This window comes from Anaerobacillus alkalidiazotrophicus (assembly GCF_001866055.1).
On the sequence record NZ_MLQS01000031.1, the window covers coordinates 48,837 to 70,678 of the forward strand.

Consider the following 21,842-nt stretch of genomic DNA (forward strand, 5'->3'; position numbering starts at 1 on the left):
ATTATTGGAATAAATGAAAATGGTCTGCTATACTCTAAGTTATTTAAGTAAACTTGCAAAAAAAGGAGGTGTAGGTCCGATGAAAACCACAGAATGTTTATTGCGAAATCAATCAAAGTTAATGGAACAATATCATGAACCTAATGATCAATTTATCCAGACTTTTTTTGACTACTCTTATCAAAATAATCCATATACACAACGGTATAAAGAGTTATCAAAGTTACACTTCCAAAGAGCTTGTCTATTTGAACATTTATTAAAATTTAATAAAAAATATAATTGTTCAAATGAAACTGTTCACAATGCTAAAAAGTTATTAGATCCTAAATCAGTAGTGGTTGTAGGTGGTCAACAGGCAGGGGTATTAACAGGCCCACTATATACGATACATAAAATTATTACTATTATAAAGTTAGCAAAAGAACAGGAAGAAAAACTCTCTGTGCCTGTAGTGCCAATATTTTGGATAGCTGGTGAAGATCATGATTTTGAAGAAATTAATCATATTTTTAGCATTCATGATAGTAAGCTGCACAAGCGTAAAGTAGATCAACAAAATAGTGCAAAAAAGTCGGTTTCTGATTTGTGCCTTGAACAAAGTGAAGTTCTCGCCTTTGTTAAGGAAGTTTTTCTGGATGGTATAGAAACTTCTGTGACAAATACGTTATTATCAGAGCTTAACGAAATTATTGCGAAAAGCAAAAATTACGTAGATTTTTTCAGTTTTCTTATCCATAGATTATTTAAAAATAGTGGAATCGTTTTACTTGATTCTCACAATCCAGAACTTAGAAAGTTAGAAATTCCATATTTGAAACAAATGATTCTGAATAATGAACAGATAAATGATAAGTTTTTACAAAGTGCAAATGCCTTATATAATCAAGGTTTTGGTGAACCTATTGAGCGTGGGGAGAATAGTGCACATTTATTTTACCACTACAACGGGAGTCGCCTATTGTTAGAAAGAATTGATTCTAATATGTTTAGTGATAAAAAAGGGATTTGTCAGTTTTCTAAAGACGATCTTTTGCACCTTGTTGAAAAACAACCAGAAAACTTTAGTAATAATGTGGTGACTAGGCCGCTAATGCAGGAACTCCTTTTGCCTGTATTAGCTTTTGTGGGTGGACCAGGGGAAATTGCTTACTGGGCAACACTAAAAGAAGTTTTTCATTTGTTTGGACTAAAAATGCCACCCGTTGTTCCGCGCCTATCTATGACGATTGTTAGCCCACAAGTAAATAAATTGCTAGAGGAATTTAACATATCTGCAATCGACGCTATTACCTATGGTAGTTCTAAAAGGCGAAATGAATTGGCTCTCTGGGATGAAAAAGATCAAATTAATGAGACTCTTCACGAAGTTTTAGATGAGGTGGAAGATCTTCATCAACCACTAAAGGATCTTGTTAACAGATATGATAAAGGATTAGAAGCTCTTGCACTTAAAAATGAATTAATCATAAAAAGAGAACTTACTTTCTTAGCGAGAAAACTTGAAAAAAGCCTGCAACAAAAATATGAGAATCAATTGCTTAAGTTTGCTCTTATTGATGTTAATCTATTTCCGAATAATGGTTTGCAAGAACGTAGCTTAAACATCTTGCATTATTTAAATGAATATGGTCTTGATTTTGTTGAAAGAATGACAGGATTAACATTAGAGTTGAATGATAAACACAAATTAATCTATTTAAAGTGACAAAAATAGTAGAATTTATTTTGATATGAAAAAATATGACGAAAGAAAATCCTGTAATATAAGCAGGATTTTTTTTTGTTTGAAAGAATTTAAAAATAAAGTGGTAGAAAGTGGGGGGATGTGGTATTTTAGAGGTAGAAAGTGGGGAGAGGAGGAACTTCACATGTTTATGGGAGAATATCATCATACGATAGATGAAAAAGGTAGGATGATAATACCTGTAAAATTCCGTGAAGGTCTAGGCTCCAACTTTGTTATTACCCGAGGGCTAGATCAATGCTTATTTGCTTATCCTGAAAGTGAATGGAAACAACTAGAAGAAAAATTGAAAAGCTTACCATTTACTAAAAAAGACGCTAGAGCATTTACCCGCTTTTTCTTTTCAGGAGCATCTGAATGTGATTTGGATAAACAAGGTAGGGTAAATATTTCTGCCCCACTCCGACAATACGCAAAATTAGAAAAAGAATGTGTTGTAATAGGTGTTTCTAATCGTGTGGAAGTTTGGAGTAAGTCAATTTGGGAAGAATATTTCGCTGAGTCAGAGGAATCTTTTAGTGAAATTGCTGAAGGGATCGTTGATTTTGATTTGTAAACTTCCTACATTAAACAGAAAAATTTAGGTTTCTAGACGATTGGATAAACAGTTCTTATTTGTCACAACCTAAGAAGTACAAAATAGTAAGAAGGTGTTAATATGTTTGAACATATTACGGTATTAAAAGAAGAAGCCGTAGCAGGGTTAAATATAAAAGAAGATGGTGTGTATGTAGATTGTACACTTGGAGGAGCGGGTCATTCGGAATTAATTTTGTCTAAACTTTCAAGTGAAGGACAATTATTTGCTTTTGATCAAGATGAAATTGCAATTAAACATGCAAAAGAGAGACTTAAGAAATATGAAGGTATGTTTACTATTGTTAAAAGTAATTTCCGTCATTTAAAAGAACAGTTGTCGTTGCACGGGGTTTATAAGGTTGATGGTGTATTATTTGATTTAGGTGTATCATCTCCCCAATTAGACGAAGCAGAGCGTGGGTTTAGCTATAATCATGATGCACCGTTAGATATGAGAATGGATCAAACCTCTCCATTAACTGCTGAGGAAATTGTAAATGAATGGTCATTTCATGATTTGATGAGGATTATTTCAAGGTATGGGGAAGAAAAATTCGCTAAACAAATAGCTAGAAAAATTGAAGCCTACCGTCTAAACCGACGTATTAAAACTACTGGAGAGTTAGTAGAAATTATTAAAGATGCTATACCTGCGCCCGCGAGAAGGACGGGAGGCCATCCGGCGAAACGAACATTTCAAGCGATAAGAATTGCCGTTAATGATGAACTACGAGCGTTTGAGGATGCAATAAACAGCGCAATTGAAATTACTGCTAAAGGCGGTAGAATATCAGTAATTACGTTCCATTCTTTAGAAGATCGTATTTGTAAGACGATCTTTAAAGAGGCAAGTACTGGCCCACAATTACCTAGAGATATTCCTGTTATCCCGGAAGGTTATGAACCTATTCTAAAGTTAATGACAAGAAAGCCGATAATTCCATCAGAAGAAGAGGTAGAAATGAATAAACGTTCACGATCTGCTAAACTTCGAATTGCTGAAAAACAAAAGGAGGTAACGTCAAATGAGTAACCTTGCTAGAAAATTAGAAAGAAAAAAGGTATATGATACTACAGAATATCAACAACAAAATCAGCCTCAGATAAAGCGAAAACTACGTATAACATCAGGGGAAAAGTTTTTATATTTTTCGACTGTCGTTGGTTTAGTTTTTGCATCGTACTTAGTTATCTCTACTTTCGCGTCAATCTATATTGTCAATAGCGAAATTCACACTCTTGAAAGGTCTATAAGTGCTCAAGCTACTAATAACGAAGCTCTCCAGTTACAAGTGACAGAGCTTTCAGCTCCAGATCGAATACTATATATTGCTACTAACGAGCTTGGAATGTCTTTAAATGATAAAAATGTAAAGGTTGTGCAAAACTAGTTCGGTATTTTGGACTAGTTTTTCATTTTATTTCACCGATAGTATAATTCCCCTACTTCAATACGAAAACAATGGGGAATTTTAACGGTATCTATAGTTTGATAAGAAATACTTCAATTCGGTAAGGTATAAACACGGTAATGGTGTACTTTTTATATAGTAATAATCAATGGAAAAGATTTCTAATGACGAATCTGTTTTTCATTAGTATTGTTAAATACGTAAAGAAAATATCAAACTAAAGTGACTATCTTGCGCTATAGTTAAATAAGAAAATAAAGGTGATGATCTTGGCTGTAAGTAAATTAAATAAAATGAACGTTCGAGCAGTGGTAGTTTTAATTGTTTTTTTATTGATCTTTTCTGTTATGGTTACAAGGGTCGGATATATACAAATGAAAAAAGCAGTAAATGGGCATGAGCTCGAAGCTATAGCGGAAGATCGATGGACAAGGAAACAAACTATTGAGGGTAAACGGGGTACAATCTATGATCGGTTTGGGGGTGCGCTCGCTGAAGAAATCCCATCCTATACAATCGAAGCAATTTTAGATGTGAATTCAAGAAATCGTGTTGAAGACCCACGGATGACAGCTGAAAAGTTGGCTCCGATTGTAGATAGACCTGTTGTAGAATTAGAGCGACTATTATCTCAAGAAGGGCGTTTTCAAGTAGAGCTTGGTCCTGGGACTAAAAATATAAGTTTAGAGAAAAAAAGAGAAATAGAGAACCTGAATTTACAAGGTATTAATTTTAGAAAAGAGCCACGTCGGTATTATCCGAGCCAAACATTTGCTTCGCATGTAATTGGCTACACTGAGAGGGATATGTCTAAGGCTAGAATGGGTTTAGAAAGTAGTCTAAATAATTATTTAGTAAAAGAAGACGGATTTATTCAGTACTTAAGTGATCGTAAAGGGATTAAACTACCAAATATTGATGAAATAATCGAATTACCGAAGAATGGGTTTGATATATATTTAACACTCGACTCTAATATCCAAATGGCCTTAGAACAAGTGATGTCTCAAGTTGAAGAACAATATGATCCAGAAAGGATAATGGCTGTAGTTGCAGATCCTAAGACTGGTGAAATTCTTGCTATGAGTAATCGTCCAAGTTTTAATCCGAATTTTTACGAAGAAATTACAAATTACACAAATTATACGGTTTCTTCTAGATTTGAGCCTGGCTCGACAATGAAAATTTTCACATTAGCTGCAGCAATTGAAGAAGGGGTTTATGAAGGTGATGAATATTATCAGTCAGGTAGTTATCAGATTGGTGGTAGAAGAGTACGTGACCATAACCAAGGAATGGGATGGGGGCAAATTCAGTTTGATGAAGGCTTCCAACGTTCATCTAACGTAGCCTATTCAATACTCGCGTTAGAAAAATTAGGGCCAGATCGACTTTTTCATTACATTAATGAATTTGGATTCCGTAATACTACCGGAATTGACCTGCCAAATGAAGTAAATAGTCTCATTGCAGATTCTTATTTGATTGATGCTGCAACCACAGCTTTTGGTCAAGGGACAGCTATTACACCTATTCAACAAATTCAAGCAGTAACTGCTATTGCTAATGGTGGGAAAATGATGAAACCTTTCGTTATAGATAGAATTATTGATCCAAATACAGGCGAGGTTATTGAAAGTACTGAGCCTGAAATAGTAGGTGAACCTATTTCAAGTACAACGGCAACTCAAGTACTTGAATTAATGGAATCTGTTGTAGATTCTCCAGCAGGTACAGGTAAACCATACTACATAGAGGGGTTTGAGATAGCAGGGAAAACAGGCACAGCAGAAATTCCTAATCCTAATGGTGGAGGCTATTTAAGTGGGCATGGACAATATATTTATTCTTTTCTGGGGGTAGCACCTAAATCAGATCCTCAATTGATCGTATATGTAGCAGTTGACCGTCCTAAATTAGACCTACATGAGCCGGGAGCGGCTCCAGTATCGCAAATTTTCACAACTATAATGAAACATAGTTTGCAGTACCTAAATATATCTCCTAGTGCTACCGTTAGTCAAGATGATCTCGTTGAGGAAGGTGTCCTTACTAAGAGTTATGTAGGTGAAAGTATCGAAAGTGCAAAGGCGTACTTTCGTGAAATTGGAGTAGAGGCAATTGTGCTAGGATCAGGTGATAAGGTTGAAGAACAACTGCCGATTGGCAGTACTATGCTTATCCCTGGTGAAAAGGTAATGATTGCTACTGATAGTAACACTTATAATATGCCCAATATTAAAGGCTGGTCTCTACGCGATGTAATGAAATTAGCAACCATTTTAGAATTAAATGCGAACTTTATTGGGTCTGGTTTTGTTACGAAACAAAGTATTCCTAGTAATCAAACTGTTGAAAAAGGTGATTACATTGCTATTGAACTTGCGTTACCAAATGGAGTTACTGAAGATGTATTTTTCCATGAGGAAGTTGAACCTGAAAAAATAGAGGGGACTGAAGAGGTAGTTCAAATAGATTAGTGAGATAAAGGTCTAATTATTGACGTACAAGCATACATTGAAACAAGCCTACAAATGTGACCTATAAGGGGGATGTAGTTGTGCGTGTTTCAAATGTTACTGTACGGAGACGATTAGTTTTCGTTTTGACTTTCGGTTTACTATTCTTTTTAGTAATTGTCATCAGACTCGGTTATGTGCAGTTTGCTTTAGGGAATGAATTAACAGATCGTGCAGAGGATTCGTGGAGTAGAAATATTCCTTTTGAAGCGGAGCGTGGAGAAATTTTAGATCGGAATGGCGTGCCCTTAGCGACTAATGTAAGTGCACCGTCAGTATTAATCGTACCAAGGCAAATAAAAAATGCGGTTGAAGATTCTGAAAAGTTAGCAAATGTTTTAAGGATGGATCAAAAAAAGATTTATAGTTTGTTAACAAAAAAAGAATCCATCGTTAGAATAAACCCTGAAGGTAGAAAGATTAGCAATGAACTAGCTAGCGAAGTTAGGAAGTTAGGGATACCAGGGGTTTATATAGCTGAAGATAACAAACGACACTATCCATTTGGAAATTACCTATCTCATGTACTTGGTTTTGCGGGAATTGACAATCAAGGCTTAACTGGAATTGAATTATATTACGATGAAAAACTAAGTGGTCAAAAAGGCTACGTCTCATTTTTTTCTGACGCTAAAGGTAGGAGAATGCCGAATCTAGCTGATGAATATCAAGAACCTGTTGATGGTTTAAACTTAAGATTAACAGTCGATACAAATGTACAAACCATTATTGAGAGGGAACTTGATATAGCTGAAGCTATTTACAATCCGGATGGGGCGATTGCTATTGCTATGAATCCAAATACTGGAGAGATCTTAGGGATGTCAAGTAGGCCTGATTATGACCCGGAAAATTTCCGCAATGTTCCTCCAGAAATATATAACCAAAACAAACCTGTATGGATGCAATATGAACCAGGATCAACCTTTAAAATTATTACCCTTGCTGCGGCACTTGAAGAAGGGGAGGTTGATTTATTGGAAGATTCATTTAATGATCCCGGGTTTATTGAAGTATCTGGTCACAGGTTACGTTGTTGGAAAAAAGGGGGGCATGGACATCAAACTTTCTTAGAAGTCGTACAGAATTCCTGTAACCCAGGATTTGTAGTTTTAGGGGAACGATTGGGTAAAGATCGGCTTTTTGATTATATAGAAAGCTTCGGTTTCGGGGAAAAGACAGGTATAGACCTTCAAGGAGAGGCGAAGGGAATTCTCTTTAACAGGGACCGAGTTGGACCGTTGGAACAAGCTACTACCGCCTTTGGTCAAGGGGTTTCTGTTACACCTTTACAGCAAGTTGCTGCAGTTTCTGCGGCAATAAATGGTGGGTATTTATATACACCATTTATTGCTAAAGAGTGGATTGATCCAGTTACTGGTGTGGCTTTAGATGTAACTGAACCAACAATTAAACGAAGGGTCATTTCTGATGAAACAAGCAAACAAGTTCGTTATGCACTCGAACATGTTGTGGCAAAAGGGACAGGAAAAGGTGCGTTTGTGGATGGTTATCGTGTTGGTGGAAAAACTGGAACAGCTCAAAAAGCCCAAGGTGGTCGTTATTTAGAGAATAATCATATTGTTTCATTTATCGGTTTTGCTCCAGCAGATGATCCGCAAATTGTTGTTTATGTAGCTATTGATAATCCAAAGGGCACTGTTCAGTTTGGTGGAGTTGTTGCGGCACCAATTGTTGGGAAGGTTATCGGAGACAGTTTAAGAGCGATGGACGTAGAAAAAAGACAGGATCAAATTGAAAAAGAACGTCTATGGACCGATGAGCCATTAATTGAGGTTCCGGATCTAGTTGGGAGAACGAGGCAAGATATCAATGCAGCCTATTACGAATTAAGGTTAGATGTAAGCGGAGAAGGAGATATGGTATTAGCACAGTCACCTGATCCAGGTATAAAGGTTAAACAATACTCCACAATACGAATTTTATTAGGTGACAAAACAGGAAGTGAAGATTAAAATAAATCTATGTGTTTATTTATCCTCCACTTTAGGCCAGTAAGACACCTACTTCAAAACGTAAGGTAATCGAAAAGTTTAGGTGGGAGATTAACTGCCCATAAAGGTCGGATAAGTTAAACTAACAATCAGTGGGGATGAAGGAAAACTCTCATCAATAGAAGTACAGCTTTATGATGATAATCAAAAGAGGATGGCTGGTAATGAATTTTACGTTTGCATCCTCTTTAAAAGAAGTTGAATGTTGCATCGTTTATTTTTATAAAAATAAACGATGCAACATCCAAATTGGAAGTTTAAAAATTAGTTTTATATGCTACGCTAGGTAGTAAGTAAACGAATGAGAGGGAATTAAAATGATGAATCTAGATGATCTTATTAGCTGTTTGTATCAATATGAAAAAAACAGTTCACTAAATCCAGTTATCAAATCAGTAGAGATGGACTCCCGACAAGTAAAAAGCGGTAGTCTATTTATTTGTATTGATGGATATACAGTTGACGGACATGATTTTGCTAAGCGATCTGTTGAAAATGGGGCGGTTGCGATTCTAGCCGAGAAGCCACTAGATGTAGATGTGCCAGTAGTACTAGTTAAAGATACAAAGCGTGCAATGGCTATTATTTCAAATGTGTTTTATGATCATCCAACTAGAAAAATGTCATTAATTGGAGTGACAGGAACAAATGGTAAAACTACGACCACACATTTAATTGAGAAAATATTAAGGGATGCAAGTATTACAACAGGTCTTATAGGGACGATGTACATGAAAATAGCTGATGAAACGATTGAAACCAAAAATACAACCCCTGAATCTATTTCATTACAACAAACCTTTAGAAAAATGGTCGATCATGGTGTACAATCTGCTGTTATGGAAGTTTCAAGCCATGCCCTTCATCTTGGTAGAGTGAGGGGATGTGACTTTAATATTGCAGTATTTACAAATCTTTCACAAGACCATCTTGATTATCATAAAACAATGGAAGCTTACCGAAATGCGAAAGGGTTATTGTTTGCTCAATTAGGTAATACATATTTGAACAAAGAAAGAAAAATTGCAGTTCTCAATATCGATGATCCTGCATCAAGTGAATACGAAAAGATGACTGCAGCCGAAATCGTTACGTACGGTATTGATCAAGAATGCGATGTACGCGCATCAAATATTAAAATAACTTCTCAAGGAACTTCTTTTGACGTCAATGCTTTTGGAAAAGAAGCTACAGTACAGTTGAAAATGATTGGTAAGTTTAGTGTATATAACGCTTTGGCAGCAATGGCGGCATGTCTAGTAGATGGTATTCCTATTCAATCAATTATTAATTCATTAGAGACAGTGCAAGGAGTGTCTGGACGATTTGAACCAGTTGATGGCGGACAACCTTTTACAGTTATTGTTGATTATGCACATACTCCAGACAGTTTAGACAATGTATTAAAAACAGTGAAGGAATTTGCTTCAGGAGACATTTGTGTCGTAGTTGGCTGTGGGGGGGATAGAGATAAAACAAAGCGTCCATTAATGGCAAAAATTGCTAGTGAGTTAGCTGATAGTGTAGTATTGACGTCTGATAACCCTAGAAGCGAAGATCCGCATCAAATTTTGAAAGATATGGAAGTTGGTTTAACTGAACATAGTTTAAATAATACTATTGTTGATCGAAAACAAGCGATAATACACGCAATAAAAAATGCTAAAGAAAATGACGTTATTATTATTGCAGGTAAAGGTCATGAAACATATCAAACAATTGGAAATGAAACCATCTACTTTGATGATCGTCTTATTGCCAAAGAGGCTGTTAAGGAGCTGTTAAATAATGAGTTTTAAAATAAATATGCTAAAAGGAATTTCCTCTAATTTTAGAGGGGAAATTAACGACGAAACAATGATTGAGGCTGTATTTATCGATAGCCGAAACAAAGTACAAAATGGGCTGTTTATTCCAATTATCGGTGAACGTTTTGACGGGCATGATTTTCTATTTGGAGCTATCGAAAGCGGAGCGGTTGCTACATTATGGAATGAGAGTAAACCACTTCCAGAAGGTCTTGAGGCTGAATTTCCGGTAATTTATGTCAAAGATACCCTACTAGCTCTACAAAATTTGTCTAAAAATTACTTACAAAAGGTTAGTCCTAAAGTCATTGGTGTTACAGGTAGTAATGGAAAAACGACGGTGAAAGATTTACTTGAAGCAGTTCTTTGCACTACCTATAGGACTCATAAAACACAAGGGAATTTTAATAATCATATAGGGCTTCCTTTAACGATTCTAGCGATGCCTAATGATTGTGAGGTCGCAATTCTTGAAATGGGAATGAATCATTTTGGGGAGATTTCTCTATTAAGTAATATTGCTCAACCAGATATTGTAATTATTACGAATATTGGTGAATCGCATATCGAGCAATTAGGTAGTAGAGACGGAATTGCTCAAGCTAAGTTTGAGATTATTCATGGATTAAAAGAAAATGGTGTTTTAATATATGATGGAGACGAACCACTTTTGAATAGTCATCACGTTGATTTAAATAAAATAGAGTGTGGTTATAATGATACTAACGATTATATAATTACAAACCTAGAACAAACTGCCAACGGTTCAAAATTTTCTTTAAATAACAAATATGACTTTGTTCTTCCGCTTTTAGGGAAGCATAATGTAAAAAATTCAACATATTCAATAGCTGTAGGAAAATATTTAGGACTAAGTGAACATACAATACAATTAGGGTTAAATAATTGTATCTTAACTAGTATGAGAATGGAAAAAAAGCAAGGAATCAATGGATCTATCATAATAAATGATGCATATAATTCAAGTCCTACCTCTATGAAGGCAGCAATTGAAACTGTTAAAGATTTAGGAGATTTTGATCAACGAATTCTTGTACTTGGTGATATGTATGAACTCGGAATAGATGAACGAAACCTACATCGTTCTGTTTGTGAAAGTATAACTTCACCGATCACTCATCTTTTTACGGTTGGTGAAAAAGGAAATTGGATCAGTGAAGCGTTGTTAGAAAGAAACACTGATAACATTGTAATAAGGTCATTTGAATCAAAAGAAGAAGTACTTGAAAATCTTAAAAATATAGTAAATGATAGCAGTATCGTCCTTATTAAAGCTTCTCGAGGTATGAAGCTTGAAACGATTGCTACATCCCTATATATGTAGGAAAGGGGGATAAAAAATGCCAGCAGAAAAGTTATTATTTTTTACGTTAATTACTGCATTTTTAGTATCAGTCATATTATCACCAATTATTATTCCGTTTTTGCGACGATTAAAATTTGGTCAAAGTATTAGGGAAGAAGGGCCAAAATCGCACCAAAAAAAGAGTGGAACCCCTACAATGGGTGGTGTAATGATTTTAGGCGCAATTGCTATTGCAACTGTGTTTATGATTGGTCAATTTTTAACTTTAACAGTTGAAGTCTATTTATTATTACTCGTTACTTTAGGATTTGGTCTATTAGGATTTTTAGATGATTTTATTAAAGTAGTGTTAAAACGTAATTTAGGTTTAACATCAAAACAAAAGCTTCTTGGGCAATTAATAATTGCTACAATCTTTTATATAGTCATTAAGAAATTAGAGTTCTCTACTATTATAAATGTACCTGGGACAGATTTAGGGATTGACATTGGAATTTTATATTTACCGTTAATCATTATTATGTTGGTCGGCGCATCAAATGCAGTCAATTTAACAGATGGATTAGACGGTTTGTTAGCGGGAACGGCAGCAATTGCATTTGGTGCTTATGCAGTAATTGCTTTTAACGCTGAACAAATGGACATTGCTATGTTTTGCGCAGCTGTTGTTGGGGGTGTTCTAGGTTTTTTAGTTTTTAACGCACATCCAGCCAAAGTATTTATGGGAGATACAGGTTCACTTGCATTAGGGGGAGCCATTGCAGCTGTTGCTATTTTAACAAAAATGGAAATTTTACTTGTTATTATTGGCGGTGTATTTGTTATTGAAACTTTATCAGTTATTATTCAAGTAATTTCTTTTAAGACTAGGGGCAAACGTATCTTTAAAATGAGCCCTCTACATCATCACTACGAATTATCGGGTTGGACTGAATGGCGTGTCGTAGTAACATTTTGGCTTGTGGGTCTAGTATTTGCTGTACTAGGAATTTATTTAGAGGTGTGGATTTAAATGAAAAATATACAATTTTACATTGGAAAAAAGGTGCTCGTTGTAGGTCTAGCTAAAAGTGGGGTTGCAGTTAGTAAACTTCTCCATAAACTGGGAGCTATAGTCGTTGTTAACGATCAAAAACCTATCGAAGAGAATGTTCAAGCACGTGAACTTCAAGAGTTAGGAGTTGAAGTAATATGTGGCGGACATCCTTTGGAACTACTAGATCAAGATTTTGACCTCGTCGTTAAAAATCCAGGGATTCCATATACTAATCCTTTAATAAAAAAAGCGTTGGAAAAAGGGATAATCGTAATTACTGAACTAGAAATTGCTTCTATCATATCTGAAGCGGAAATGATCGCGATAACAGGTTCAAACGGAAAAACTACAACAACTACCCTAATCTCTGAAATGTTAAAAGAAAGTGAAAGAGAACCTTTACTAGCTGGTAATATAGGAACTGTAGCTTGTGAGGTAGCTCAAGTTGCCACAAAAAAAAATATTCTTGTAACAGAGGTTTCGAGCTTTCAATTAATGGGTACTGAAAATTTCCATCCTAAAATTTCAGTATTCTTAAACTTGTTTGATTCACATCTAGATTATCACGGAACAAAACAAGCTTATGGCGAAGCGAAAGCGAAAATCTTTGCAAACTTAACAAAAGAAGACTACTACGTTATAAACGAAGATGACCCAAATGTAGTTAGGTTATCTGAAGGTGTAAATGGAAATAGAGTGACATTTTCGGTAAAAAAGAAAGTAGAAAACGGAGCTTATATCGAAAATAACACTATTTATTTTCAAAATGAAAAAATTATTTCTTTAGACAAAATCGTTCTTCCTGGAGCACATAATTTAGAAAATATATTAGCAGCCATTTGTGCTGCTAAACTTGCAGGGGCAAAAAATAATAGAATAGTTGAAGTTCTTTCAACATTTTCTGGAGTGAAGCACAGAACCCAATTTGTAACAGTTATTAATGAACGAAAATTTTATAATGACTCAAAGGCTACAAATATGTTTGCAACAAAGGTTGCTATTTCTGCTTTTAGTGATCCTGTAATTTTAATAGCGGGTGGGCTAGATCGTGGAAATGAATTTGATGATTTAATTCCTACACTTAAAAAAGTAAAAGGTGTAGTATTATATGGTGAAACGGCACAAAAACTTGGGAATGCAGCCAAAAAAGCAGGGTTGACTTTCATTAAAACCGTCAATAATCTTAATGAAGCGGTGAATGAAGCGTACGATAGTTCAAGTAAGAACGATGTTATTTTATTATCTCCAGCATGTGCGAGTTGGGACCAGTTTAAAACATTTGAACAAAGAGGCGATACATTTATTGAGGCGGTACACAACTTAGGAAAATAAATGGACATGTTTTCTTTTCGAGTGCATACACATAGGTAATAGGGGCTTGCCCAAATTCAAGAATGAATGAGGTGTTCCACTTTGCCTAAAACGAAATCAACACCAGACTTTATATTAATTATGACAACACTCGCCTTATTAACAATAGGGATGATTATGGTTTATAGTGCTAGTGCTGTTTGGGCAACTTATAAGTTTGATGATGCTTTCTTTTTTGCTAAAAGGCAGCTTTTCTTTGCTGGCTTGGGTGTTATAGCTATGTTTATTATAATGAATATTGATTATTGGACATGGCGTAAACACTCAAAATTGATCATCATTGTTTGTTTTATTTTACTTATCGTAGTATTAATCCCAGGGGTGGGGTTAGTAAGAGGTGGTGCCAGAAGTTGGTTAGGGGTTGGGGCATTTTCTATTCAACCTTCTGAATTTATGAAATTTGCAATGATTGCATTTTTAGCAAAATATTTATCAGAAAATCAAAAGAAGATCACCAAATTTAAACAAGGCCTTTTACCATCACTTTCATTTGTCATGGTTGCCTTTGGGTTAATCATGCTTCAACCAGATCTAGGGACCGGTGCGGTAATGGTAGGTACATGTATTGTTATGATTTATGTATCCGGGGCAAAAATAAGTCACTTTATTGGCCTAGGAATGATAGGGGGAGCTGGCTTTGCGGCTTTGATCATTTCTGCACCTTATCGTATTAAGCGTATTACATCATTTCTAGACCCTTGGTCAGATCCTTTAGGAAGTGGCTTTCAAATAATCCAATCGTTATATGCGATTGGTCCAGGTGGATTAATGGGGTTAGGTTTAGGGGAAAGTAGACAGAAATTTTTCTATTTACCTGAACCCCAGACTGATTTTATTTTTGCGATTCTTTCAGAGGAACTCGGATTTATTGGTGGAACGTTTGTGATCCTTTTGTTTAGTGTTTTACTATGGAGGGGGATCCGTATAGCTCTTGGCGCCCCGGATTTATTTGGTAGCCTTTTTGCTATAGGAATTATTGGAATGATAGCCATTCAAGTAATGATAAACATCGGAGTAGTAATTGGATTAATGCCTGTTACAGGAATTACACTACCTTTTTTAAGTTATGGTGGATCATCCCTAACATTAATGCTCGTAGCCGTAGGCGTGTTGTTAAATATAAGTCGATACGCTCGGTATTAAAACAATAAATAATATTAATGGTTTTAATAAAATTAGCTGCTCGGCTTACTTTGAATATTTTTGTATAGAGCCCTTTAAAATAAAAGGGCTTTATTCTATTATTATAGTGATATTTGTCTCTTAATTAAGATATAATGGAGAGATGAAAAGCATTTTAAAGGTTAAGGAAATTCATAGTATAGATATTACCTATCACCAAGTTAATTAAATTTAGCTTTAGCTTAATGTGGTAGGATATTGTAGTTATGATATTCAGGTAAGTAAGTATAATATTTGTTAAGCTAGAAAGTAGCTTCAGTGCCTACGAGTTTAGTCACTTAACCACTTTTCGGAAGCCAAAAAGCGGCTTCTGTCAAATGGTTACAGTGTAGCTTTGTGATCAAGGCGCTTATGCTTTTCGTATTTCTACGGAGGTGTTCGGTTATTATGAAAATTATTGTTAGTGGCGGAGGTACAGGAGGGCATATTTACCCTGCATTAGCCCTAATTAACGAAATAAAAAAGATTGAGCCTAAGGCAGAATTTTTATATATTGGTACAGAAAAAGGATTGGAAAGTACGTTAGTAACCAGAGAGGGCATTCCGTTTAAAACGATACATATTACTGGTTTTAAACGGAAAATCTCTGTGGACAATGTTAAAACTGTTTTGCGATTTTTAAAAGGTGTTTCATTATCAAAAAAGATTATTCAAGACTTTAGTCCGGATGTTGTTATTGGTACAGGTGGGTATGTTTGTGGACCAGTAGTATTTGCAGCTACAAAACTGAGAATACCTACAATAATTCATGAACAAAACAGTGTTCCAGGACTTACAAATAAATTTTTAAGTAAATACGTAAATAAAGTTGCTATTTCTTTTGAAGAGTCTCATTCGTTTTTTCCAAATGAAAAAGTTGTATTTACAGGTAATCCAAGGGCTACTGAAGCAGCATTAGTTAATGTAAAAGACCGCCTTACCGAAATAGGATTAAATAAAAACAAAAAAACAGTTCTTATTGTTGGGGGTAGTCGTGGAGCAAAACCTATTAATGACGCATTTTTAGAAGTATTAAAGGATGCTGGTTCCAGAAGTTATCAGTTTCTCTACGTTACAGGTGATGTTCATTACGATCACGTGATGGCTGAAGTGAAAAAATTCGGTAATCCAGTAAATATAAAAATTGAACCATTTATTCATAATATGCCTGAAGTACTTAAAAATGTTCAGTTGATTGTTGCACGTGCAGGAGCGACAACATTAGCAGAAATAACAGCTATTGGATTACCTAGTATTTTAATCCCTAGTCCATATGTAACAAACAACCATCAAGAAAAGAATGCTAGAGCTTTAAGTGAACATGGAGCGGCTGTCTTAAAGCTTGAAAAAGAGATGTCTGGAGAAATCTTACTTGAAGAAATTGATCAACTGATGTTAAATGAAGAAAAATGGGAAAAAATGCATAACTCTGCTTTGAAACTAGGTAAACCAGATGCAGCAAAAGAGATTTATGAGCTAATGAAACAGCTTATGAAATAATTGGGTACGGAGGATGTTATGGATTTAATAATTGAAAGATTTCGTAAAGCAAACGTAGGCCAAGTGAAAGTAAATGAACCATTGGCTAATCATACAACTTGGAAAATTGGCGGTCCGGCTAATGTGCTAATTATACCAAACAGTATTGAATCTTTAATTACAACACTTTCTTTAACAAAAGAAAGTGGAGTTGGTGTATTTATTATTGGAAGAGGTTCAAATTTGTTGATTTCTGACAAAGGAATTGATGGAGTTGTTATTAAAATAAGCGATGTATTAGACCATTTAGAGATAAATGGAGATGAAATTCGAGTAGGTGCAGGTCATTCTCTAATTAAGCTTGCAACAATTGTTAGTAAGAAAGGCTTATCTGGACTGGAGTTTGCTGGTGGAATTCCAGGTTCAGTAGGTGGAGCTGTATTTATGAATGCGGGTGCGCATAGATCGGACATTTCTAATATATTAACAAAAGCAAAAATCCTTTACCAAGATGGTACTGTAAAGTGTTACAATAATGATGAAATGGACTTTTCTTACCGAACTTCTCGCTTGCAAAAAGACCATGGTATTTGTTTAGAAGCGTCTTTTCAATTGAAAAGTGGTAATCGCGAAAAAATCATTGCTGAAATTCAAAAAAACAAAGAATATCGAAAACAAACACAGCCGTGGGATTATCCTTGTTGTGGAAGTGTTTTTCGTAATCCGTTACCACATCATGCTGGAAAATTAATTGAGGATGCCGGACTAAAAGGATATTCAATTGGAGGAGCTCAAGTTTCTACAATGCACGCTAACTTTATAGTAAACATCGGTGGTGCAACTGCAACAAATGTCCTGGAATTAATTGATTATATTAAGACCGTTGTTTATAACAAATTTCAAGTAAAGCTGGACACAGAAGTCGAGTTAGTTGGAAATAAAAATTAATCAAATGATTTGTTCATAATGGCCATAGACCCCCGCCTTTAAGTGTAGCGTAGGTGGGAACTTCCAATTCAGGTGGAGTTGAGACTCTATCTGAGTTTTCGATGTTCTAGCGAACTAGAACGAGTTCTCTCTCAATCTTAATAGTCAAAAGCACAAGAAACGGCATATATTCGTATGCCGTTCTTGGTGATAGGTTAAGTTTTTCTAATTTATCAAAAACTGTTCTTTTTACTTGTCTACTATAGAGAGAGAAGCTAAGATAATATTATGAGTTGTTGTATTAGTATGCTCCTAAAATGGTAGTTGATTTTTCTATCAATATGAAAGATCAATAATGTAAATTACCGGTAGATCTATCATTTATTTTTGGAACAAAGCATACAATGAAGGAAGGTTTGTTATGGATGAGAAGAATGTAATTACTCTTGAAGACCGTATTCCTAAACTTAAAGAATTGAGAAGGCAAAGAGCAAATAGGCGTTTGATTTTTTATTTGTCTATCTTTTTTATACTATTACTTACTGTGATATATTTCCAATCCCCGTTAAGTGATGTGAAAGTTATTGTAGTTGAAGGGAATCGTTATGTTTCAGATAAAGAAATAATAAGTATAAGCGGTCTAAATGATAGGACAAGCTTTTGGGGGATTGATAAGCAAAAAATAGTAGGGGATTTAACCAGACTAAATGAAATAAACGAAATAAAAGTCAATAGGAAGTTTCCTAGTACTATCCTAATCAAGGTGAAAGAACATACTAGAGTTGCTTACTTAGCAGTCGATGGGAATTTTTTCCCTATCTTAGATACTGGAAAAATATTAGAGGATGCAATAAACCACTTTCCTTCAGATGCCCCATTATTAATTGGTTTTAATACAGAAGGTGGCCTATCTGAAATGGCGGCTGAACTAAGTGTTCTGCCAGAAAGTATCATACAGCGTATATCAGAAATATATTATACACCTGTTGAAAACGATCCTCTAAGAATTTCTCTTTATATGAACGACGGATTTAACGTTAGTTCAACGATTCGTCATTTTTCCAAAAAAATAACGGCTTATCCTGCAATAGTTAGAGAGTTAGATCCAAATAATAAAGGTGTTATTCACATGAGAATGAATCCTTATTTTGAACAATTCGATATAGGGGAGGAAGAAGGAATTGAAGGTTAAGGGCAATCACGTTATCCTCTCATTTATATTGATTATTACTGGCTTTATAATAGCTTTATCATATCAATTTGCCAATGAAATTCCCAAAAGTCAATTTATTACTGATGGGCAATGGAAAAAAGAAGATGAATTAAGAAACGAAGTTCTTTTTGAGCAATCAGTAAATAGAAATTTGTCTGAAGAATTAAGGGCAATTCAAGCTGAGATTAATACCATTGAAGAGGAAATTGCAATCCAAGAAAGGACGTATTTTAATTTAGTAGAAGATCTTGAACGATTGAGAATGGTTACAGGATCAGTTGGGGTAAAAGGGCCAGGTATTGAAGTAACCTTAAGGGATTCAGATTATGTTCCAGATGGGGAAAACCCCAATTTTTACATTGTGCATGAGCTTCATATTCAAAAGGTCATTCACGAATTACTAGTAACTCAGGCAGAAGCCATTGCTATTAATGGGCAAAGAATTTCTCACCGCTCATATATTCAATGTGTTGGACCGGTTATTCGAATAGATGGAAATACATCCTTTGCTCCCTTTGTCATAACTGCGATTGGTGATACTGATAAACTTTTCGACTCTTTGCATTTACCTGGTGGTATAAGGGATCAATTGCTCTCTGATCAAATTGAAGTGAAGATCGAAAAGAAGGATTTACTTATGATGGATCCTTATTTATCAGAGAGAGGATGAGAATTTGTGAAGGATAGAATGATTATTTTTGCTATAGTAACGACAATTATTGGCTTTATGGTTGCTATTCAATTTAAAACAACTAAAGAGCCAGTAGTTCGAGATACCCGAGATATTTTACAATTAAGACAAGATTTACGGATTGAAAAAGAGCGTCAACAACAATTAAACCAAGAAATAGAAAAGCAATTGTCATTGTTAAATCAATTAACTGAGCAAGATAATGTAGAAGATGTAATGATTGATGCCTTAAATGATTTGAAAAAAAATGCAGGTCTAACAACAGTAAGTGGGGAAGGGATCATTTTAGAAATTAAACCGATGTATTCTGATTATAATTTTGTTCCGCAAACAGTTCCCCCTCATCTATTAAGGTTTTTAATTAATGAGCTCAATATTTATAATGCAACAGATATTGTTGTAGGGAATCAGCGGATTATCTCGACTTCAGCTATTCGGGATGTTAATGGAGTGACACACATTAATGCTAGAAGAATACCGAATATTCCATTGGAAATAAAGGTTTTAGCAACAGATGCTGAGAAGCTTCATCATGAAATGATCGTTTCACAATCTGTAGAGTATTTTGCTATTGAGAATTTAACTCTTACTTCTACTCCGATTAACTTTACAACACTTCCTGGTTACGACCAACCAATACGAGTTCGGTATTTAGAGCCAATAAAGGAGGAATCATAATATGTGGTTACCATTCCTTGGGCTTCTTATAGGCCTTCTCTTAGGGTTTTGGACAGAATTAAGAATACCAGATGCATATTCCAGCTATTTATCGATTGCGGTTTTAGCAGCACTTGATACATTATTCGGAGGGATGAGAGCCCATCTTCAAAATACTTTTGAAGAAATCGTTTTTGTGACAGGTTTTTTCTCAAATATTATTCTCGCTGCAAGTTTAGCTTTTCTAGGTGTTCATCTTGGTGTAGACTTATACTTAGCTGCTATTTTCGCTTTTGGTGTTCGTTTATTTAATAATATTGCAGTAATAAGGCGACTTGTTTTGTCTAGATTGACGACCAAACGGGAGAAAATATAAGTGAAATGTAGAAAATCTACAATTTATTTAAATTTTTTAAAAAGAATTAGAATATTTTTGTAAAAAAAAAGGGAATGAAAAGTATTTGTTGAATAGTATCTTAATTAAGTGAAATACTTTTTGTTTCCTAATATTTCCTAAAGTTTAGCTACTTAAATTGGTGTAAAATGAAACTAATAGACAGACAAGCTTATTTATTAAAGGAGGTGCCAAAGAATGAACAACAAGGAGACTTATGTAAGTTTAGACATCGGTACATCCAATGTACGTGTAATCATTGGAGAAATTGCAAACGGGTCATTAAACATCATTGGTGTCGGTAACGCAAAATCAGAAGGAATAAAAAAAGGATCTATTGTTGATATTGATGAGACTGTTCGTTCAATACGTCGTGCAGTCGACCAAGCCGAGCGAATGATAGGTTTATCAATAGAAAATGTCATTGTCGGTGTTTCGGGTAACCACGTCCAGTTACAACTATGTCATGGAGTAGTTGCAGTGTCTAGCCCTGATCGTGAAATTGGTGATGAAGATATTAAAAGAGTTATTGATGCGGCACAAGTATTTTCTATACCACCGGAACGAGAAATTATTGATGTTATTCCGAAGCAGTTCATTGTTGACGGTTTAGATGAAATCACAGATCCAAGAGGTATGATTGGTGTTCGTTTAGAAATGGAAGGAACAATCATTACTGGGTCAAAAACAATTTTACATAACTTACTTCGCTGTGTTGAACGGGCAGGGTTAAGTATTGCAGATATATGTTTACAACCATTAGCCGCTGGCTCAGTAGCCGTTTCAAAGGATGAAAAAGGATTAGGCGTTGCTCTTGTCGATATTGGAGGGGGAGCAACAACGGTTTCAATTTTTGAGCAAGGTAGTCTACAAGCTACTTCTATAATTCCAGTAGGTGGAGATCATATTACAAATGACATCTCTATCGGACTCAGGGTTTCTTCTGAAGAGGCTGATAGAGTGAAAACGAAATATGGACATGGTTATATCGAATTATCTTCAAAAGAAGAAACGTTTAAAGTTTCTAAAATTGGTAGTGATTTAAAAGAGGAATATTCTCAGAATGACCTTTCCTATATCATTGAACCTAGAATAGCTGAAATTCTACAGTTAATAGAAAATGAGGTTTATAGACTCGGGTACCAAGATTTACCAGGTGGTTACGTTTTAACTGGTGGTTCAGTAAAAATACCAGGCTTACTTGAATTGGCTAGAGAAGTTCTTCAAAATAGTGTTAGAATTGCTATTCCAGATTATATTGGTGTACGTGAACCACAGTATACAACTGGTGTCGGCTTAATTCAATTTGCTCATCGTAATGGGAAAATTCAAGGGAAAGAAGTTGCAGCTACTTTAGGTATGTTTCCTGAACAAATGGAAAAGCCTGAAAGAAAAGAAGTACCTGCTAAAGTGAAAGATGGTTCACAAAGCAAGGAAGTAAAGAAGAAATTCTCGAAATTATTTAAAGTATTTTTTGAGTAGTTTTTATTGAAGTGTATTATTTGT

At 35.1% G+C, this 21,842-nt stretch carries 18 protein-coding genes; all 18 read left to right on the forward strand.

The window, feature by feature from the left end; genetic code table 11:
• The first annotated feature begins 79 nt into the window (after positions 1-79).
• On the forward strand, positions 80-1,708 hold the full coding sequence (bshC, locus tag BKP45_RS19395) for a bacillithiol biosynthesis cysteine-adding enzyme BshC (protein WP_071390826.1): 1,629 nt from the start codon (positions 80-82) through the stop codon (positions 1,706-1,708).
• Between the two features lie 163 nt (positions 1,709-1,871).
• On the forward strand, positions 1,872-2,303 hold the full coding sequence (gene mraZ / locus BKP45_RS19400) for a division/cell wall cluster transcriptional repressor MraZ (protein WP_071309946.1): 432 nt from the start codon (positions 1,872-1,874) through the stop codon (positions 2,301-2,303).
• Between the two features lie 102 nt (positions 2,304-2,405).
• Positions 2,406-3,359 (forward strand): 16S rRNA (cytosine(1402)-N(4))-methyltransferase RsmH, encoded by a 954-nt coding sequence (rsmH, locus tag BKP45_RS19405; RefSeq protein WP_071390827.1) that lies wholly within the window; start codon positions 2,406-2,408, stop codon positions 3,357-3,359.
• Positions 3,352-3,717 carry a cell division protein FtsL gene (gene ftsL, locus BKP45_RS19410; RefSeq protein WP_071390828.1) on the forward strand — a complete coding sequence of 122 codons (366 nt, stop codon included), beginning with the start codon at positions 3,352-3,354 and terminating at the stop codon, positions 3,715-3,717. The genes rsmH and ftsL overlap by 8 nt, the downstream gene beginning before the upstream one ends.
• A 290-nt stretch (positions 3,718-4,007) precedes the next feature.
• Positions 4,008-6,218 carry a penicillin-binding protein gene (locus BKP45_RS19415; RefSeq protein WP_245747565.1) on the forward strand — a complete coding sequence of 737 codons (2,211 nt, stop codon included), beginning with the start codon at positions 4,008-4,010 and terminating at the stop codon, positions 6,216-6,218.
• A gap of 80 nt (positions 6,219-6,298) precedes the next feature.
• Complete coding sequence (locus BKP45_RS19420; RefSeq protein ID WP_071390829.1) at positions 6,299-8,233, forward strand: stage V sporulation protein D; 1,935 nt, start codon at positions 6,299-6,301, stop codon at positions 8,231-8,233.
• 359 nt (positions 8,234-8,592) lie between these two features.
• Positions 8,593-10,071, forward strand: coding sequence for a UDP-N-acetylmuramoyl-L-alanyl-D-glutamate--2,6-diaminopimelate ligase (locus BKP45_RS19425; protein ID WP_071391041.1), 1,479 nt, complete (start codon positions 8,593-8,595; stop codon positions 10,069-10,071).
• On the forward strand, positions 10,061-11,425 hold the full coding sequence (locus BKP45_RS19430; RefSeq protein WP_071390830.1) for a UDP-N-acetylmuramoyl-tripeptide--D-alanyl-D-alanine ligase: 1,365 nt from the start codon (positions 10,061-10,063) through the stop codon (positions 11,423-11,425). The genes BKP45_RS19425 and BKP45_RS19430 overlap by 11 nt, the downstream gene beginning before the upstream one ends.
• A 16-nt stretch (positions 11,426-11,441) precedes the next feature.
• Positions 11,442-12,419, forward strand: a complete 978-nt coding sequence (gene mraY / locus BKP45_RS19435) for a phospho-N-acetylmuramoyl-pentapeptide-transferase (RefSeq protein ID WP_071390831.1) — start codon at positions 11,442-11,444, stop codon at positions 12,417-12,419.
• The gene (gene murD, locus BKP45_RS19440) at positions 12,420-13,775 is read left to right on the forward strand and encodes a UDP-N-acetylmuramoyl-L-alanine--D-glutamate ligase (RefSeq protein ID WP_071390832.1); all 1,356 of its coding nucleotides are present in this window, start codon (positions 12,420-12,422) and stop codon (positions 13,773-13,775) included.
• Positions 13,776-13,856: 81 nt separating this feature from the next.
• On the forward strand, positions 13,857-14,957 hold the full coding sequence (gene spoVE / locus BKP45_RS19445; protein WP_071390833.1) for a stage V sporulation protein E: 1,101 nt from the start codon (positions 13,857-13,859) through the stop codon (positions 14,955-14,957).
• A 426-nt stretch (positions 14,958-15,383) separates the two neighbouring features.
• A complete protein-coding gene (gene murG, locus BKP45_RS19450; RefSeq protein ID WP_071390834.1) occupies positions 15,384-16,475 on the forward strand; it encodes an undecaprenyldiphospho-muramoylpentapeptide beta-N-acetylglucosaminyltransferase in 1,092 nt (363 codons plus the stop codon).
• Between the two features lie 18 nt (positions 16,476-16,493).
• Positions 16,494-17,402: a UDP-N-acetylmuramate dehydrogenase gene (gene murB / locus BKP45_RS19455; RefSeq protein ID WP_071390835.1), complete on the forward strand. Its 909-nt coding sequence runs from the start codon at positions 16,494-16,496 to the stop codon at positions 17,400-17,402.
• 400 nt (positions 17,403-17,802) lie between these two features.
• Complete coding sequence (locus BKP45_RS19460; RefSeq protein WP_071390836.1) at positions 17,803-18,573, forward strand: cell division protein FtsQ/DivIB; 771 nt, start codon at positions 17,803-17,805, stop codon at positions 18,571-18,573.
• A complete protein-coding gene (locus tag BKP45_RS19465; RefSeq protein WP_071390837.1) occupies positions 18,563-19,264 on the forward strand; it encodes a DUF881 domain-containing protein in 702 nt (233 codons plus the stop codon). The genes BKP45_RS19460 and BKP45_RS19465 overlap by 11 nt, the downstream gene beginning before the upstream one ends.
• Positions 19,265-19,270: 6 nt before the next feature.
• Positions 19,271-19,963, forward strand: coding sequence for a DUF881 domain-containing protein (locus BKP45_RS19470; protein WP_245747567.1), 693 nt, complete (start codon positions 19,271-19,273; stop codon positions 19,961-19,963).
• A 1-nt stretch (position 19,964) separates the two neighbouring features.
• Positions 19,965-20,318 (forward strand): small basic family protein, encoded by a 354-nt coding sequence (locus tag BKP45_RS19475; protein WP_071309852.1) that lies wholly within the window; start codon positions 19,965-19,967, stop codon positions 20,316-20,318.
• A 216-nt stretch (positions 20,319-20,534) separates the two neighbouring features.
• Positions 20,535-21,818 carry a cell division protein FtsA gene (gene ftsA, locus BKP45_RS19480; RefSeq protein ID WP_071390838.1) on the forward strand — a complete coding sequence of 428 codons (1,284 nt, stop codon included), beginning with the start codon at positions 20,535-20,537 and terminating at the stop codon, positions 21,816-21,818.
• Positions 21,819-21,842 lie beyond the last annotated feature (24 nt).

Coding starts and splice junctions, on each gene's coding strand:
- murG (WP_071390834.1), top strand. CDS start 15,384: ATGAAAATTATTGTTAGTGGCGGAGGTACAGGAGGGCATATTTACCCT.
- BKP45_RS19430 (WP_071390830.1), top strand. CDS start 10,061: ATGAGTTTTAAAATAAATATGCTAAAAGGAATTTCCTCTAATTTTAGA.
- BKP45_RS19425 (WP_071391041.1), top strand. CDS start 8,593: ATGAATCTAGATGATCTTATTAGCTGTTTGTATCAATATGAAAAAAAC.
- ftsA (WP_071390838.1), top strand. CDS start 20,535: ATGAACAACAAGGAGACTTATGTAAGTTTAGACATCGGTACATCCAAT.
- murB (WP_071390835.1), top strand. CDS start 16,494: ATGGATTTAATAATTGAAAGATTTCGTAAAGCAAACGTAGGCCAAGTG.
- ftsL (WP_071390828.1), top strand. CDS start 3,352: ATGAGTAACCTTGCTAGAAAATTAGAAAGAAAAAAGGTATATGATACT.
- mraY (WP_071390831.1), top strand. CDS start 11,442: ATGCCAGCAGAAAAGTTATTATTTTTTACGTTAATTACTGCATTTTTA.
- rsmH (WP_071390827.1), top strand. CDS start 2,406: ATGTTTGAACATATTACGGTATTAAAAGAAGAAGCCGTAGCAGGGTTA.
- BKP45_RS19460 (WP_071390836.1), top strand. CDS start 17,803: ATGGATGAGAAGAATGTAATTACTCTTGAAGACCGTATTCCTAAACTT.
- murD (WP_071390832.1), top strand. CDS start 12,420: ATGAAAAATATACAATTTTACATTGGAAAAAAGGTGCTCGTTGTAGGT.
- mraZ (WP_071309946.1), top strand. CDS start 1,872: ATGTTTATGGGAGAATATCATCATACGATAGATGAAAAAGGTAGGATG.
- bshC (WP_071390826.1), top strand. CDS start 80: ATGAAAACCACAGAATGTTTATTGCGAAATCAATCAAAGTTAATGGAA.
- BKP45_RS19475 (WP_071309852.1), top strand. CDS start 19,965: ATGTGGTTACCATTCCTTGGGCTTCTTATAGGCCTTCTCTTAGGGTTT.